Origin of the sequence: Streptomyces sp. NPDC050658, from assembly GCF_044457025.1 — a bacterium.
In the GTDB taxonomy this organism is placed as follows: Bacteria; Actinomycetota; Actinomycetes; order Streptomycetales; family Streptomycetaceae; genus Streptomyces.
The window spans coordinates 308,604-321,510 of the sequence record NZ_JBITGM010000011.1; the positions used below are offsets into that span (position 1 = coordinate 308,604).

The following is a 12,907-nucleotide window of genomic DNA, read 5'->3' on the forward strand; positions in this document are numbered from 1 at the left end:
CTAGGCCTACTTGTAGGACATGGGCCTACTTGAAGAAAGCGATGCCGTCGTCCGGCAGATCGCCCAGGCCGCGGGCCATCTCGGCGACCTCCTCGGGCGAGACGACCTTCTTCAGCTGCGCCGACATGTACGGCCGCAGCGGAACCTCGGGCGTCTGCTTCTCGCCGACCCACATCAGGTCGCTCTTCACATAGCCGTAGAGCCGCTTGCCGCCGCTGTACGGACCGGAGGCCGCCGTGCGCGCGACGGCGTCCGTGACCAGGTCGATCTGCGGCTTCTGGTCGGCGAGCTCGCCGTACCAGATCTCGACGACACCGGTGTCGCGGACCATCACGACCTCGACCTTGCGGTCCTTGTCGATGCGCCAGTAGCCCGTCTCGGACTCCAGCGGCTTCACCTTGTTGCCCTCGGAGTCGAGGATCCAGGTGTACGAGCGGTACTCGATGAAGTCCCGACCGTCATGGCCGAAGGAGACCTCCTGGCCGAAATTCGCCTTCTCGGCGCCGGGGAAGTCGGTGACGCCCGCGCCGGCCCAGTTGCCGAGGAGCCAGGCGAGGGGCACGAGGTCGGGGTGCAGGTCGGACGGAATCTCGATCATGGGAAGCTCAGGCGTTCTCTAGGCGGCTTGGCGGCGTACGGGGCTCAGCGCTGACCCTGGTACAGCTTCTTCACGGAGAGAACGGCGAACGCGAGAACGCCGACGCAGACCAGAACCAGCAGGGCGGAGAAGAAGGCCTCAAGCACGGGGTGCTCCTCGGTGAGCTATCGGGGCAGGTATCAGAGCCGCTCCCACTCTAGTCGGGCACGCCCCGCCGCTCTCTGCGAGGTGGCCATACGGGGGGCCGACGGCGTGGCCTTACGATGCGGCCATGGCGAAGAAGCTCGTGATCAAGGTGACCGCGGGGGCCGATGCCCCCGAGCGCTGCTCGCAGGCGTTCACGGTGGCGGCCGTGGCCGTGGCCAGCGGGGTGGAGGTCTCGCTCTGGCTGACCGGCGAGTCGTCGTGGTTCGGCCTTCCGGGGCGGGCGGCGGAGTTCGAGCTGCCGCACGCGGCGCCGCTGCCGGATCTGATCGACTCGATCCTGGCGGCCGGGCGGATCACGGTCTGCACGCAGTGCGCGGCGCGCCGCGAGATCACGGAGAAGGACCTGCTGGACGGGGTGCGGATCGCGGGCGCGCAGGTCTTCGTCCAGGAGGCGGTGGCGGAGGACGTGCAGGCGCTCGTCTACTGACGGGGGCGCCGCTTCCCGTCGAGTTCGTCCCACCACTCGTCGGACTTCGCGTCCCCCGAAGGGTCGTCCCACCAGCGGTCCTCCGGACCGCGCCGGTTGGCGACCATGGCGGCGACCGGCGGGATCACCATCGCCACGACGCACATCCCGACGGCGACAGGGATCGACCAGAGCCGTACGACACCCCACGCCAGGACGAAGAGGGCGATGCACGTCCCCATCATGGCGAAGTACACATGGCGCCGTCGCGCGTACATAAGTCCAGCGTACGGCCGGTTTCGCCGCCGGAATAGCCAAAGGACCGCACCCCGCCAGTGGCGTCCAAACCCCTGGGGTGCGGCCCTTCAGCCGTTCATGGGCGTCGCCGTCAGACGGCGATCGCGACCTCCGAGAGGCCGCCCGTCTGCGCCACGACCGTACGGTCGGCGGTGCCGCCGGGGATGAGGGCGCGCAGCGTCCACGTGCCCTCGGCCGCGTAGAAGCGGAACTGTCCGGTCGCCGAGGTGGGGACCTCGGCGGTGAACTCGCCGGTCGAGTCGAGCAGGCGGACGTATCCGCTGACGGGCTCGCCGTCGCGGGTCACCTGGCCCTGGATGGTGGTCTCACCGGGCTTGATGGTCGAGGCGTCGGGGCCGCCGGCCTTCGCTCCACACATATGCGTACGTCCTAACTGGTCACTGCTGCGGTTCGGGGAGGGTTACTTGTTGGCGCCGAGCTCGATCGGCACGCCGACGAGGGAGCCGTACTCGGTCCACGAGCCGTCGTAGTTCTTGACGTTCTCGACGCCGAGGAGCTCGTGCAGCACGAACCAGGTGAGCGCCGAGCGCTCACCGATGCGGCAGTACGCGATGGTGTCCTTGGCCAGGTCGACCTGCTCGTCGGCGTAGAGCGCCTTGAGCTCGTCGTCCGACTTGAAGGTGCCGTCGTCCTTGGCGTTCTTCGACCACGGGATGTTGCGCGCGGACGGGACGTGGCCCGGACGCTGCGACTGCTCCTGCGGAAGGTGCGCCGGGGCGAGCAGCTTGCCGCTGAACTCGTCGGGCGAGCGGACGTCGACCAGGTTCTGCGAGCCGATGGCCGCCACGACGTCGTCGCGGAAGGCGCGGATCGAGGTGTCCTGGGCCTTGGCCTTGTACTCGGTGGCGGCGAGCTGCGGCACCTGGTCGCCGTCGACGAGGTCGCGGGAGTCGAGCTCCCACTTCTTGCGGCCGCCGTCGAGGAGCTTCACGTCCTGGTGGCCGTAGAGCTTGAAGTACCAGAAGGCGTAGGACGCGAACCAGTTGTTGTTGCCGCCGTAGAGGACGACGGTCGTGTCGTTGGCGATGCCCTTGGCCGACAGGAGCTTCTCGAAGCCCTCCTGGTCGACGAAGTCGCGGCGGACCGGGTCCTGGAGGTCGGTGGTCCAGTCGATGCGGATCGCGTTCTTGATGTGGTTCTTGTCGTACGCGGAGGTGTCTTCGTCGACCTCGACGATGACAACCTTGGGGTCGTCGATGTGGGCCTCGACCCAGTCGGCGTCTACCAGGACGTCGCTGCGGCTCATGCTTCTTCTCCTCCGGGGCAGTTGCGGCGGGGCTGCGGTGCTGCGGTGCTGCGGGCTGTGCGAGGGGATGCCGGGTACGGGCAGTGATTGCGCGGTGGCGCGACGTACACGGCACGGGGTGGCCCTGACGGAGTCAACGGGCCTGGGGGATACGGGAGTCGGAGCTCCCGCTCAGAAGGTGCGACAGAGCATGGCGGCGATGCGGCACAGGTCCACTGCCCGCCGCTTCGTGAGGTCCGCCTGTCGGTGCATGCGTCCGATCGTAGGGACGCAGAGGCGGCCGTGTCACCGGCGTGTCGGATGGTGAGACGCGATCATCCACATGCTGGGATTCGTTGAATGCAAAAGCCGCCCGCGCGGCGGCGGGGGGCAATGTTCACCCCCACCGCTTCCATGGCGCGGACGGCTCTGTCTCGTACTGCGGACCCTCAGCCCGCCAGCTTCACGTTCGTGCCCTTCACGGAGAAGTTGACGCCGTCCTGCGCCGCCTTGACCTCGTCGATCTTGATGCCGCCCGGCAGCCCGCCGACCTTCTCCTCGAAGTCGGTGACATCGCGGGCCGTGCCCTCGGGGAGCGGAATCGTGACGCCCAGAATCTCGATCTTCTTCGGGATCTCGTCGGCGTGCACCTTGATCGTGTCGTCCTCGACGCGGACCGAGCTCAGCACGTGCACCGGCTTCGGCAGCTTGATGCCGCCCTTGCTCACCTCGACCTCGACCTGGATCTTGCCGTCGCCGCCGTCGGAGAGGCCGACGACCTTGCCGGTGGCGCCCAGCGGCAGCTCGACCGGCTCGCCCTGCGCCTCCTTGAGCAGCTCGTCGTACGAGATCCGGGCCGTACCGGTGGCCTTCTCGGCGGTCGCGGAGCTGTAGTCACCGGAGAACTCGACGCCCTGCATCCGGGCGTTCAGGTCGGCGATGCGGATCTTGTCGGAGCCGGAGGTGGCGTCGTAGTCCTTGATGCCGATCTCGACGTCGTCGAGCGTGCCGCCGACGACCTGGGTCAGGAAGGGGAAGCCCTTGATCGAGACGTCCGGCGTGTCGCTGAGCCCCTCGCTGGTACGCAGCTTGTCCGCGACCTCGTCCTCGGCGAATCCCACCGCGAGACGGTCGGCGCCCACGAACAGGCCGCCCAGGATCACGACGACGATCAGAAGTATTCGCACTGCGCGCTTGCTCATGTCCGGTGTTCCCCCACCTTGTCCCCCAGGTCAACTGTCGTTGCCGCGAGCCTAAAGGACAGGTCCCCGGCGGGAGAGCCCGACCGGGGACCTGTCGATCACCTGTGACGATCAGCCGATGACCCGGCCCAGTACGTAGACGGCGGGCGCGGCGGCCGCGAGGGGCAGGGCGACACCGGCCGTCATGTGCACGAAGCGGGACGGGTAGTCGTAACTGGCGACCCGGTGGCCGATCAGCGCGCACACCCCGGCCCCGAGACCGAGCAGCGCGCCCTTGCTGCTGTAGTCCGTCATGCCGCCGACGGCGACGCCGGCCCCGGCGGCGGCGAGCAGCGCGACGACCACGGAAGCGGGCGTCGGCAGCGGAAGCGCGCGGGCGATGACGGCGACGGCCACGGCGATGGCCCCCACCGTCACGGCCTCGTCCGCCGCCGCGAGGTGCCCGGCGGCGACGATCGCGAGCGCGGCGGAGACGACGGTCGCCATCAGGCCGTACATCCGCTCGTCGGCGGAGGCACGGCTGCGGAGCTGGAGCACGAGGACGAGCAGCACCCAGATGCCCAGGGTGCCGAGGATCGCGGCGGGCGCGTGCTCCTTGCCCACGGCGAGCAGCGCGACATCGGCGACGACACCGCCGAGGAACGCGAGCGCGATGCCCTGCCGGGCGGGCCACATCCCGTTCAGCCGGAACCATCCGGCGGCGGTGACGGCCTGCAGCAGGATCAGCGGTACGAGCAGCGCGTACTCCCCGATGGCGGCACCACCGGCAAGCAGCAGCCCGAGCACGGCGGTGAGCCCGGCGGGCTGGATACCGGGTTCGATGACGGGCGAACGCCCTTCGGCACGGGCGCGCTGGGCGGCGGTGAGACGAGGCTCGGCCGGCGCTTCCGCCTCTGCCGCTGCTGCCTCTGCCATGGGGAGGCGTCCCGCAGGCCCGGAGTGCCCATGGCCTTCGGCGCCGGGTTCCGCATAAGCAGGCGCAGGGGTGTCATACGACGGCTGGACGTCCCCATACCCCTGCGGAGGCAGATACGCCGTGTCCGTCACGTCCGCCACGGGCGACGGCTGGATCTGCGTGTCCCAGGTCTGCCCCTCCCACTGCTGGGTGTAGGCATCCTGGACGTACCCCTGCTGCGGGTACTGCTGCTGCGGGTACTGCTGCTGGGCGTACCCCTGCTCGGGATACTGCTGCTGCTCAGGGGCGTAACCCTGGGCGTACGGATCGAACTCCCCGTACCCCTCATACCGCTGATCGCTCATACCGCGCCTCCTGCGAACGGCGGGAGCACCTCGACCGTGCCGCCCTCGGCCAGCCGTACCGTCTCATGCCCGCGGGTACCCACGGGGTCACCGTCGACGAGGAACGAGCAGCGCTGCAGGACACGGACCAGCTCACCGGGGTGTCGCTCCCGCGCCGCGGCCAGCGCCTCGGCGAGCGTCGCCGCCGCGTACGGCTCCTCGGCGACCCCCGCGGCCGCCTTGGCCGCGGCCCAATAGCGAATGGTGCCGTTCACCATGCGACTCTCCTCTCAGTCCTCATTCGGCGGTTGCCGACGTCCATGATGCCGTGGCCCACTCGCCGATCCGACCGAGCAGCGCGTCGTCCGCCGCGTGCTCCGCGTGCCCCATCCCCCGCTCCAGCCACAGCTCGGCCCCGCCCCGCGCGGCGGCGGCCAGCATCCGCGGGTGGTCCACGGGGAAGTACGGGTCACGGTCGCCGTGCACGATCAGCAGCGGGGTCGGCGCGATCAGCGGCACCGACTCGACCGGCGAGAGCGGCACCGGGTCCCACTCGTGCGGATGGATGCGGGTCCGCAGCCCCACCCGCCCGACGACCCGCCCCACCGGCCGCGTCACCAGCCAGTGCAGCCGCCGCATCGGCGCGGTCCCCCGGTAGTACCAGCGGGCCGGTGCGCTCACCGCGACGACGGCGTCAACCCGCGCTTCCGTGCGCCCCCCATGCGCGGGACCGCTCAGCGCCGCGTGCCGCAGCACCACGGAGCCGCCCATCGAGAAGCCGACGGTCACCACCCGCGCATGCCCGAGCGAGCGCGCCCACTCCACGGCGGCCGCCACATCGAGCACCTCGCGGTCGCCGACCGTGGAGAGCCCGCCGGACGCCCCGTGCCCCCGGAAGGAGAAGGTGATCACGGCCGCACGCTGGGCGAAGACGCCGACGGCGCGGCGCACGTGCGGCCGCTCCAGGTCGCCCGTGAAGCCGTGCGCCAGCACGATCGCGAGCTCTCCCGCCGGGTCGGGTCCGGGGTCGTACGCCGCGTCGATGCCGACTCCGTCCTGTGTACGGAGCGTGGCGCGGCGTTGAACGCGGGACGGATCGCGAGTGATCGGCGGCACAGAAGATCCCGCCGCTTGGCCTGCCGGACCGGAAGTCATGTGGGTTATTCTCCTTGGCAGAGGATCCGGGCAGCGAAGCCCCCGGGTCCTTTCGTGCTTTCTGAGGCGTTGTATACGGCGGAGCGCATCGGTCGTTTACAGAGCCGGGGAACGGCGCGCAGGGGATCCCAGGGCGCGGGGCCCCCGACGTACGAAGCAGTGCCGTAAACGTCCTCGCAGGGACCGAGGAGGAACCGACGTTATGGGCGAGCGAAACGTGCACGACCGTAGGACGACCGTGGCAGGTGAGCGGCGATGAGTTCTCTGCTGCTCCTCACCAATGCCCTCCAGCCGTCGACGGAGGTGCTTCCCGCCCTCGGCCTGCTGCTGCACAACGTGCGGGTCGCCCCCGCCGAAGGCCCGGCCCTCGTCGACACCCCCGGTGCCGACGTCATCCTGATCGACGGCCGCCGTGACCTCCCGCAGGTCCGCAGCCTCTGCCAGCTCCTGCGCTCCACCGGGCCCGGCTGCCCGCTGGTCCTCGTGGTGACGGAGGGCGGCCTCGCGGCCGTCACCGCCGACTGGGGCATCGACGACGTACTCCTGGACACGGCGGGCCCCGCCGAGGTCGAGGCGCGGCTGAGGCTCGCGATGGGCCGGCAGCAGATCGTGGCCGACGACTCCCCCATGGAGATCCGCAACGGCGATCTCTCCGTGGACGAGGCGACGTACAGCGCGAAGCTGAAGGGCCGGGTCCTCGACCTGACCTTCAAGGAGTTCGAGCTCCTGAAATACCTGGCGCAGCACCCCGGCCGCGTCTTCACCCGCGCCCAGCTGCTCCAGGAGGTCTGGGGCTACGACTACTTCGGCGGCACGCGGACGGTCGACGTACACGTACGGCGTCTGCGCGCGAAGCTCGGCGTAGAGCACGAGTCGCTCATCGGAACCGTCCGGAATGTCGGTTATCGCTTTGTGACCCCCGAGAAGGTCGAACGTGCGGCCGACGAGGAGAAGGCGAAGGCGGCACGGCCGAAGGCCGAGGGCGAGCGGGCGCGGACCCCCGAGGAGACGGCCCCCGCGGTGGCGTCCGCTCCGAAGGAAGCTGCCGTACGCCCTGCCCAGCGGTAGTTCCATCCGCGTAGACTCCGCGCGTGGCCAAGGTGACTCGGGATGACGTGGCGCGACTTGCGGGTACTTCCACCGCCGTCGTCAGCTATGTCATCAACAACGGACCTAGGCCGGTTGCCCCGGCCACGCGCGAGCGTGTACTCGCCGCGATCAAGGAACTGGGGTACCGGCCGGACCGGGTGGCCCAGGCGATGGCGTCGCGGCGCACCGACCTCATAGGCATGATCGTGCCGGACGCGCGGCAGCCGTTCTTCGCGGAGATGACGCATGCCGTGGAGCAGGCGGCCTCCGAGCGCGGAAAAATGGTCCTGGTCGGCAACACCGACTACGTGGACGAGCGCGAGGCCCACTATCTGCGGGCGTTCCTCGGCATGCGGGTCTCCGGCCTCATCCTCGTCAGCCACGGCCTGACGGACCAGGCGGCCGCCGAGATCGACGCGTGGGACGCGCGGGTGGTGCTGCTGCACGAGCGCCCCGAGGCGATCGACGACGTCGCCGTCGTCACGGACGACCTGGGCGGCGCCCAGCTGGCCACCCGGCACCTGCTCGAACACGGCCATGAGTACGTCGCCTGTGTGGGCGGCACGGCCGAGACCCCGACCGTCGGCGACCCCGTCTCCGACCACGTCGAGGGCTGGCGGCGAGCCATGCAGGAGGCCGGGCGTTCGGTGGAGGGGCGGCTCTTCGAGGCGCCGTACAACCGGTACGACGCGTACCAGATGGCCCTGGGCCTGCTGTCCGGCCCGGACCGCCCCACGGCGATCTTCTGCTCCACCGACGACCAGGCGATCGGCGTGCTGCGGGCGGCGCGGGAGCTGCGTATCGACGTACCGGGGGAGCTGGCCGTGGCCGGCTTCGACGACGTGAAGGAGGCGGGCCTGACGGACCCGCCGCTGACGACGGTGGCATCGGACCGCCCCGCGATGGCGCGGGCCGCGGTGGACCTGGTCCTGGACGACGGGCTGCGGGTGGCGGGCTCACGCAGGGAGCGGCTGAAGCTGTTCCCGTCGCGTCTGGTGGTCCGCAGGTCCTGCGGCTGCGACTAGGCCTCCGGGGCTCTGCCCCTCCTGACCTTCCGGGCCTGACCTTCCGGGCCTGACCTTCCGGGCCTGACCTTCCGGGTCTGACCTTCCGGGTCTGACCCTCCGGGCCTGACCTTCCGGGTCTGCCCCTCCGGGCCTGACCTTCCGGGTCTGCCCCTCCGGGCTTTTATATCGGGCAAACGAGCTTCTACCGGTGTTCTCAGGGCGCACTCAGCCGCCTCTCATGAACGCCCAGCAGCCTGGAACCCATGACCGACACCTTCCGCCCGAGCGGCGAGTACCCCCAGCACCAGTCCTCCGCGCCTGTGCACGACGGCGGTACGCCGGGGAGCGCTTACCCGCCCCCGCCCGCCTTCGCGCCGGAAGAGCCGCCGAAGCCCCCGCGCCGGCGGCGGGCGAAGGGGCCCCTGGCCCTGCTCGCGGCCGTGGCCATCGCGGCGGCGGCCGTCGGCGGCGGCACCGCGTACGCCTTCCAGGAGCTGACCGGGGACGACAGCTCGTCGAGCACCAGCGCCACCAGCACCGACGTCGTACCGACCAGCAAGAAGGGCACGGTCTCCGGCGTCGCCGAGGCCGTCAGCCCCAGCATCGTCGAGATCAGCGCCACGTCGAACGCGGGCTCCGCCACCGGCTCCGGCGTGATCATCTCGGACGACGGCGAGATCATCACCAACAACCACGTGATCTCCGGGGCCTCGTCGATCAAGGTGACGACGAGCGACGGAAAGTCGTACACCGCGAAGGTCGTCGGCACCGACAGCAAGAAGGACCTCGCGCTGATCAAGCTGCAGGGCGCGTCCGGACTGAAGGCCGCCACCCTCGGCAACTCCGACAACGTCAAGATCGGCGACGACGTCGTGGCGATCGGCTCCCCCGAGGGCCTGACCGGCACCGTCACCAGCGGCATCATCTCCGCCCTCGACCGGGACGTCACCGTCTCCACGGACGAGGGACAGCAGCAGCCCGGCGGCGGCGACGGCGGCTGGCCCTTCGAGTACGGCGGCGAACAGTTCAACGGCGACACCGGCTCGTCCAAGACGACGTACAAGGCCATGCAGACCGACGCCTCGCTCAACCCCGGCAACTCCGGCGGTGCGCTCATCGACATGAACGGCAACATCATCGGCATCAACTCCGCGATGTACTCGCCGAGTTCGTCGCAGGCGGGCGCCGATTCGGGCTCCGGGAGCGTGGGCCTCGGCTTCGCGATCCCGATCAACACGGTGAAGGCGGACCTGGACACGCTGCGGAGCGGCGCCACGGACTGACACACCACCGGACTTCTTCCGTACGACCCCCTCAAGGAGGCCCACCATGACAGCCACCGGCACCGGCACCGTCATCACCCTCAACCGCGCCCGGCACGCCCTCGCCGTCAGCATCGGCTGGGGCCGCCCCGACACCGATCCGGCGGGGCTCGGCCTCCCCCTGGCCGTCGCACACGAACTGCACGGCGCGACGGCCGCCTCCGGACGCGCCCCGGAAGTGGCGGCGCCCCCGCGCACCGCGGCACGCCGCAAGCCCCGCGCCCGCGTGCGAGGCTGAAGACGGACTCCGCCGTCCGCTCCACGCCCCGAGGAACCGAGGAACCGACACGATGAGCCCCGCCGAAGGCGAACAGCAGCAGCGCATCCTGATCGTCGACGACGAGCCCGCCGTGCGAGAGGCGCTGCAGCGCAGCCTCGCCTTCGAGGGGTACGGCACGGAGGTCGCCGTCGACGGCGCCGACGCCCTGGAGAAGGCCGCCGACTACCGCCCCGACCTCGTCGTACTCGACATCCAGATGCCCCGCATGGACGGCCTCACGGCTGCGCGCAGGCTCCGCGCCACCGGATCGACGACCCCGATCCTGATGCTGACCGCGCGCGACACCGTCGGCGACCGCGTCACGGGACTCGACGCGGGCGCCGACGACTACCTGGTCAAGCCGTTCGAACTGGACGAGCTCTTCGCCCGCATCCGCGCGCTGCTGCGCCGCAGCTCGTACGCCGCCGCGGCCGGGCAGGCCGACGAGGGCGACACCCTCGCCTTCGCCGACCTGCGGATGGACCTCTCGACGCGGGAGGTGCGGCGGGGCGCGCGGACGGTGGAGCTGACGCGCACGGAATTCACCCTCCTGGAGATGTTCCTGGCGCACCCGCGCCAGGTCCTCACCCGGGAGCAGATCCTGAAGGCGGTCTGGGGCTTCGACTTCGAGCCCTCCTCCAACTCCCTTGATGTGTACGTCATGTACCTGCGCCGCAAGACGGAGGCGGGCGGCGAGCCGCGGCTCGTGCACACCGTGCGCGGCGTGGGGTATGTGCTGCGGGCGGGCGAATGACCGGGGCTGTGCGGCGGTTCCGTGCGCTGCCGTTGCGGTCGCGGCTCGCATTGCTGGTCGCGACGGCGGTGGCGGTCGCCGTGGCCGCGGCGGCGGTGGCGTGCTGGTTCGTCGTACGGAATGTACTGGTCAGCTCGTTGGACGACGCGCTGAGCGCCAATCGGGTGCGGACGGCCGATGTGATCAGCCGTATCGACATGGACGGGAACTGCCAGCGCTCGGTCATCCGGGACAAGAACGACCCCGATCTGTTCAAGCAGACGATCCAGGTCGTCGACCAGCGCGGCGGCCACTGCACCATCCTCGGCACCCAGGACCTCAAGGTCACGGATGCGGACATCGCCGTGGCCAAGCGCGAGTCGCCCGAGGTCTACCGCACGGCGATCGCGTCGAACGGCACCAAGTACCGTGCCCTCACCTATCCGTTGGACGGCCCGCAGGGCCTGGCCGTCACCGTCGCCCGCCCGCTCAGCGAGGTCGACGACACCCTCGACAACCTGGTCCTGGTCCTGGCCTTCGTCGCCGGAATCGGCGTCATCGGCGCCGGAGCCGCCGGCTTCTGGGTGGCGCGGACGGGCCTGCGCCCGGTCCATGAGCTCACGGCGGCCGTGGAACACGTGGCCCGCACGGAGGACTTGAACCTCCGTATCCCGGTGGACGGCAACGACGAGATCGCCCGCCTCTCGGAGTCCTTCAACTCCATGACGGCGTCCCTGGCCTCGTCCCGAGACCTCCAACAACAACTGATCGCGGACGCAGGCCACGAACTGCGCACCCCGCTCACGTCTCTCCGCACCAACATCGAACTGCTGGCCCGAAGCGAGGAGACGGGACGAGCGATCCCGCCGGACGACCGCAAGGCGCTGCTGGCCTCGGTGAAGGCACAGATGACGGAACTGGCCTCGCTGATCGGCGACTTGCAGGAGCTTTCGCGTACGGACACGGGTCAGGGCAGCGGAAAGGTGCAGGTGGTGGCGGTGCACGACATCGTGGAGGCGGCCTTGGAACGGGCCCGCCTGCGCGGCCCCGAGCTGACCTTCACGGCAGACCTGTCGCCCTGGTTCGTCCGTGCGGAGCCGCCCGCCCTTGAGCGTGCGGTGGTGAACATCCTGGACAACGCGGTGAAGTTCAGCCCACCGGGCTCGACGGTGGAGGTGGCCCTCCAGTCGGGCGAACTGACGGTACGCGACCACGGCCCCGGCATCCCGCCCGAAGAACTCCCCCACGTCTTCGACCGCTTCTGGCGCTCCCCCTCGGCCCGCAGCCTGCCGGGCTCGGGCCTGGGCCTGTCCATCGTGGCGCGGACGGTGCACCAGGCGGGCGGCGAGGTGGCACTACGCCCGGCTGCGGACGGCACCGGCACGGTGGCGTCGGTACGGCTGCCGGGGGCGGGGTCGCCGCCGCCGGGCTTCGAGGACTGAGGCGGCGCACCGCTTGGCCCTCCACCGGCGATGAACTGCCGCCCCTGACAGAGGCGGACGCCCGGCGTGGGCGCCGGAGAGGCGACTTCGACGACCCGGCACCTTCGATCGTCACCGGGGCCGCCCGGTGCACTGTCCCGACGGGGCGGCACGTCCCACACCGGGCCGGGGTGCCACGCCCCGGCGATCCTGCGGCACCGCTTGTCCCCCACCCACCCGCCCCCACCTGAAGCAAACTGCCGTCCCCGGCAAGGCCAGACGCCCGGCGTGGGCGGACCGTAGGGGCAGGGGGCGTGGCGTGACCCGGTGTCGTTGATGGTGACCGGGGCCGCCCGGTGCTCCGGAGTATGGCGGTTCCGGCACCGCAGCGACCCTTTTGACCGGGCGGCCACGGGGGTGGGGCTCACGGGGAGGTCCGGTGGGGCGGTTCGACTTTTCGTGCCGGGTGCGGACTGGTTCGGTACGGCTCGGCCACTCGGGAGGGGCGTTGCCCGACAGACCGGCTTGGCTCCGGTGGCGGTGCGGGGCCGTCGTGCCGTCTGCGGACCAGTTCGGCACAGGCGCCGCCAGCGGGTAGGGCGGACGCCCGTGCGTGGGTGCTTGGGGTGGGCCGGTGTCGTTGATGGTGGCCGGGGCCGCCCGGCTTCTGCGGAGTGTGGCGGTTCCGGCGCCCCTGTAAAGGGCGCTCCCTTCGGTCGCGTCGGC

At 70.7% G+C, this 12,907-nt stretch carries 15 protein-coding genes; 7 read left to right on the plus strand and 8 right to left on the minus strand.

All coding sequences use genetic code 11. The annotated features are described in order from the left end of the window. Positions 1-25: 25 nt before the first annotated feature. Positions 26-598 carry an FABP family protein gene (locus tag ACIBKX_RS32585; protein WP_363269689.1) on the minus strand — a complete coding sequence of 191 codons (573 nt, stop codon included), beginning with the start codon at positions 596-598 and terminating at the stop codon, positions 26-28. Positions 599-869: 271 nt separating this feature from the next. Between ACIBKX_RS32585 and ACIBKX_RS32590 the strand changes: the two genes are divergently transcribed. Beyond that, on the plus strand, positions 870-1,232 hold the full coding sequence (locus tag ACIBKX_RS32590) for a DsrE family protein (RefSeq protein WP_363269688.1): 363 nt from the start codon (positions 870-872) through the stop codon (positions 1,230-1,232). Here ACIBKX_RS32590 and ACIBKX_RS32595 read toward each other — a convergent pair. The 7 genes from ACIBKX_RS32595 to ACIBKX_RS32625 form a co-directional block, all read right to left on the minus strand. Beyond that, positions 1,226-1,489, minus strand: a complete 264-nt coding sequence (locus tag ACIBKX_RS32595; protein WP_363269687.1) for a DUF3099 domain-containing protein — start codon at positions 1,487-1,489, stop codon at positions 1,226-1,228. The genes ACIBKX_RS32590 and ACIBKX_RS32595 overlap by 7 nt on opposite strands. Positions 1,490-1,599: 110 nt before the next feature. Then, positions 1,600-1,887: a DUF1416 domain-containing protein gene (locus tag ACIBKX_RS32600; protein WP_135330954.1), complete on the minus strand. Its 288-nt coding sequence runs from the start codon at positions 1,885-1,887 to the stop codon at positions 1,600-1,602. A 42-nt stretch (positions 1,888-1,929) separates the two neighbouring features. Then, entirely contained in the window at positions 1,930-2,775 is an 846-nt protein-coding gene (locus ACIBKX_RS32605; RefSeq protein ID WP_363269686.1) for a sulfurtransferase, read from the minus strand. Positions 2,776-3,203: 428 nt separating this feature from the next. After that, positions 3,204-3,956: a DUF2993 domain-containing protein gene (locus ACIBKX_RS32610; protein WP_363269685.1), complete on the minus strand. Its 753-nt coding sequence runs from the start codon at positions 3,954-3,956 to the stop codon at positions 3,204-3,206. 111 nt (positions 3,957-4,067) lie between these two features. Beyond that, entirely contained in the window at positions 4,068-5,216 is a 1,149-nt protein-coding gene (locus ACIBKX_RS32615) for a hypothetical protein (protein ID WP_363269684.1), read from the minus strand. Next, on the minus strand, positions 5,213-5,473 hold the full coding sequence (locus ACIBKX_RS32620) for a MoaD/ThiS family protein (protein ID WP_363269683.1): 261 nt from the start codon (positions 5,471-5,473) through the stop codon (positions 5,213-5,215). Before ACIBKX_RS32620 ends, ACIBKX_RS32615 begins: the two co-directional genes overlap by 4 nt. Before the next feature lie 19 nt (positions 5,474-5,492). Continuing rightward, positions 5,493-6,350: an alpha/beta fold hydrolase gene (locus ACIBKX_RS32625; protein ID WP_363269682.1), complete on the minus strand. Its 858-nt coding sequence runs from the start codon at positions 6,348-6,350 to the stop codon at positions 5,493-5,495. Between the two features lie 255 nt (positions 6,351-6,605). Here ACIBKX_RS32625 and ACIBKX_RS32630 point away from each other — a divergent pair, with 255 nt between their 5' ends. From ACIBKX_RS32630 to ACIBKX_RS32655, 6 genes are all read left to right on the plus strand, one after another. Further along, positions 6,606-7,418, plus strand: coding sequence for a response regulator transcription factor (locus ACIBKX_RS32630; RefSeq protein WP_363269681.1), 813 nt, complete (start codon positions 6,606-6,608; stop codon positions 7,416-7,418). A gap of 23 nt (positions 7,419-7,441) precedes the next feature. Continuing rightward, complete coding sequence (locus ACIBKX_RS32635; RefSeq protein WP_363269680.1) at positions 7,442-8,464, plus strand: LacI family DNA-binding transcriptional regulator; 1,023 nt, start codon at positions 7,442-7,444, stop codon at positions 8,462-8,464. A gap of 245 nt (positions 8,465-8,709) precedes the next feature. Further along, entirely contained in the window at positions 8,710-9,729 is a 1,020-nt protein-coding gene (locus tag ACIBKX_RS32640) for a trypsin-like peptidase domain-containing protein (RefSeq protein ID WP_363269679.1), read from the plus strand. Between the two features lie 46 nt (positions 9,730-9,775). Continuing rightward, positions 9,776-10,006 (plus strand): hypothetical protein, encoded by a 231-nt coding sequence (locus tag ACIBKX_RS32645; RefSeq protein ID WP_363269678.1) that lies wholly within the window; start codon positions 9,776-9,778, stop codon positions 10,004-10,006. Positions 10,007-10,058: 52 nt separating this feature from the next. Beyond that, positions 10,059-10,781 carry a response regulator transcription factor gene (locus ACIBKX_RS32650; protein ID WP_363269677.1) on the plus strand — a complete coding sequence of 241 codons (723 nt, stop codon included), beginning with the start codon at positions 10,059-10,061 and terminating at the stop codon, positions 10,779-10,781. Then, positions 10,778-12,202, plus strand: a complete 1,425-nt coding sequence (locus ACIBKX_RS32655) for a HAMP domain-containing sensor histidine kinase (RefSeq protein WP_363269676.1) — start codon at positions 10,778-10,780, stop codon at positions 12,200-12,202. The genes ACIBKX_RS32650 and ACIBKX_RS32655 overlap by 4 nt, the downstream gene beginning before the upstream one ends. The last annotated feature ends 705 nt before the right edge of the window (positions 12,203-12,907 follow it).

Bases quoted from the DNA above. Each gene is read 5' to 3' on its own strand.
- ACIBKX_RS32585 (WP_363269689.1), bottom strand. From the start codon at position 598: ATGATCGAGATTCCGTCCGACCTGCACCCCGACCTCGTGCCCCTCGCC.
- ACIBKX_RS32590 (WP_363269688.1), top strand. From the start codon at position 870: ATGGCGAAGAAGCTCGTGATCAAGGTGACCGCGGGGGCCGATGCCCCC.
- ACIBKX_RS32595 (WP_363269687.1), bottom strand. From the start codon at position 1,489: ATGTACGCGCGACGGCGCCATGTGTACTTCGCCATGATGGGGACGTGC.
- ACIBKX_RS32600 (WP_135330954.1), bottom strand. From the start codon at position 1,887: ATGTGTGGAGCGAAGGCCGGCGGCCCCGACGCCTCGACCATCAAGCCC.
- ACIBKX_RS32605 (WP_363269686.1), bottom strand. From the start codon at position 2,775: ATGAGCCGCAGCGACGTCCTGGTAGACGCCGACTGGGTCGAGGCCCAC.
- ACIBKX_RS32610 (WP_363269685.1), bottom strand. From the start codon at position 3,956: ATGAGCAAGCGCGCAGTGCGAATACTTCTGATCGTCGTCGTGATCCTG.
- ACIBKX_RS32615 (WP_363269684.1), bottom strand. From the start codon at position 5,216: ATGAGCGATCAGCGGTATGAGGGGTACGGGGAGTTCGATCCGTACGCC.
- ACIBKX_RS32620 (WP_363269683.1), bottom strand. From the start codon at position 5,473: ATGGTGAACGGCACCATTCGCTATTGGGCCGCGGCCAAGGCGGCCGCG.
- ACIBKX_RS32625 (WP_363269682.1), bottom strand. From the start codon at position 6,350: ATGACTTCCGGTCCGGCAGGCCAAGCGGCGGGATCTTCTGTGCCGCCG.
- ACIBKX_RS32630 (WP_363269681.1), top strand. From the start codon at position 6,606: ATGAGTTCTCTGCTGCTCCTCACCAATGCCCTCCAGCCGTCGACGGAG.
- ACIBKX_RS32640 (WP_363269679.1), top strand. From the start codon at position 8,710: ATGACCGACACCTTCCGCCCGAGCGGCGAGTACCCCCAGCACCAGTCC.
- ACIBKX_RS32645 (WP_363269678.1), top strand. From the start codon at position 9,776: ATGACAGCCACCGGCACCGGCACCGTCATCACCCTCAACCGCGCCCGG.
- ACIBKX_RS32650 (WP_363269677.1), top strand. From the start codon at position 10,059: ATGAGCCCCGCCGAAGGCGAACAGCAGCAGCGCATCCTGATCGTCGAC.
- ACIBKX_RS32655 (WP_363269676.1), top strand. From the start codon at position 10,778: ATGACCGGGGCTGTGCGGCGGTTCCGTGCGCTGCCGTTGCGGTCGCGG.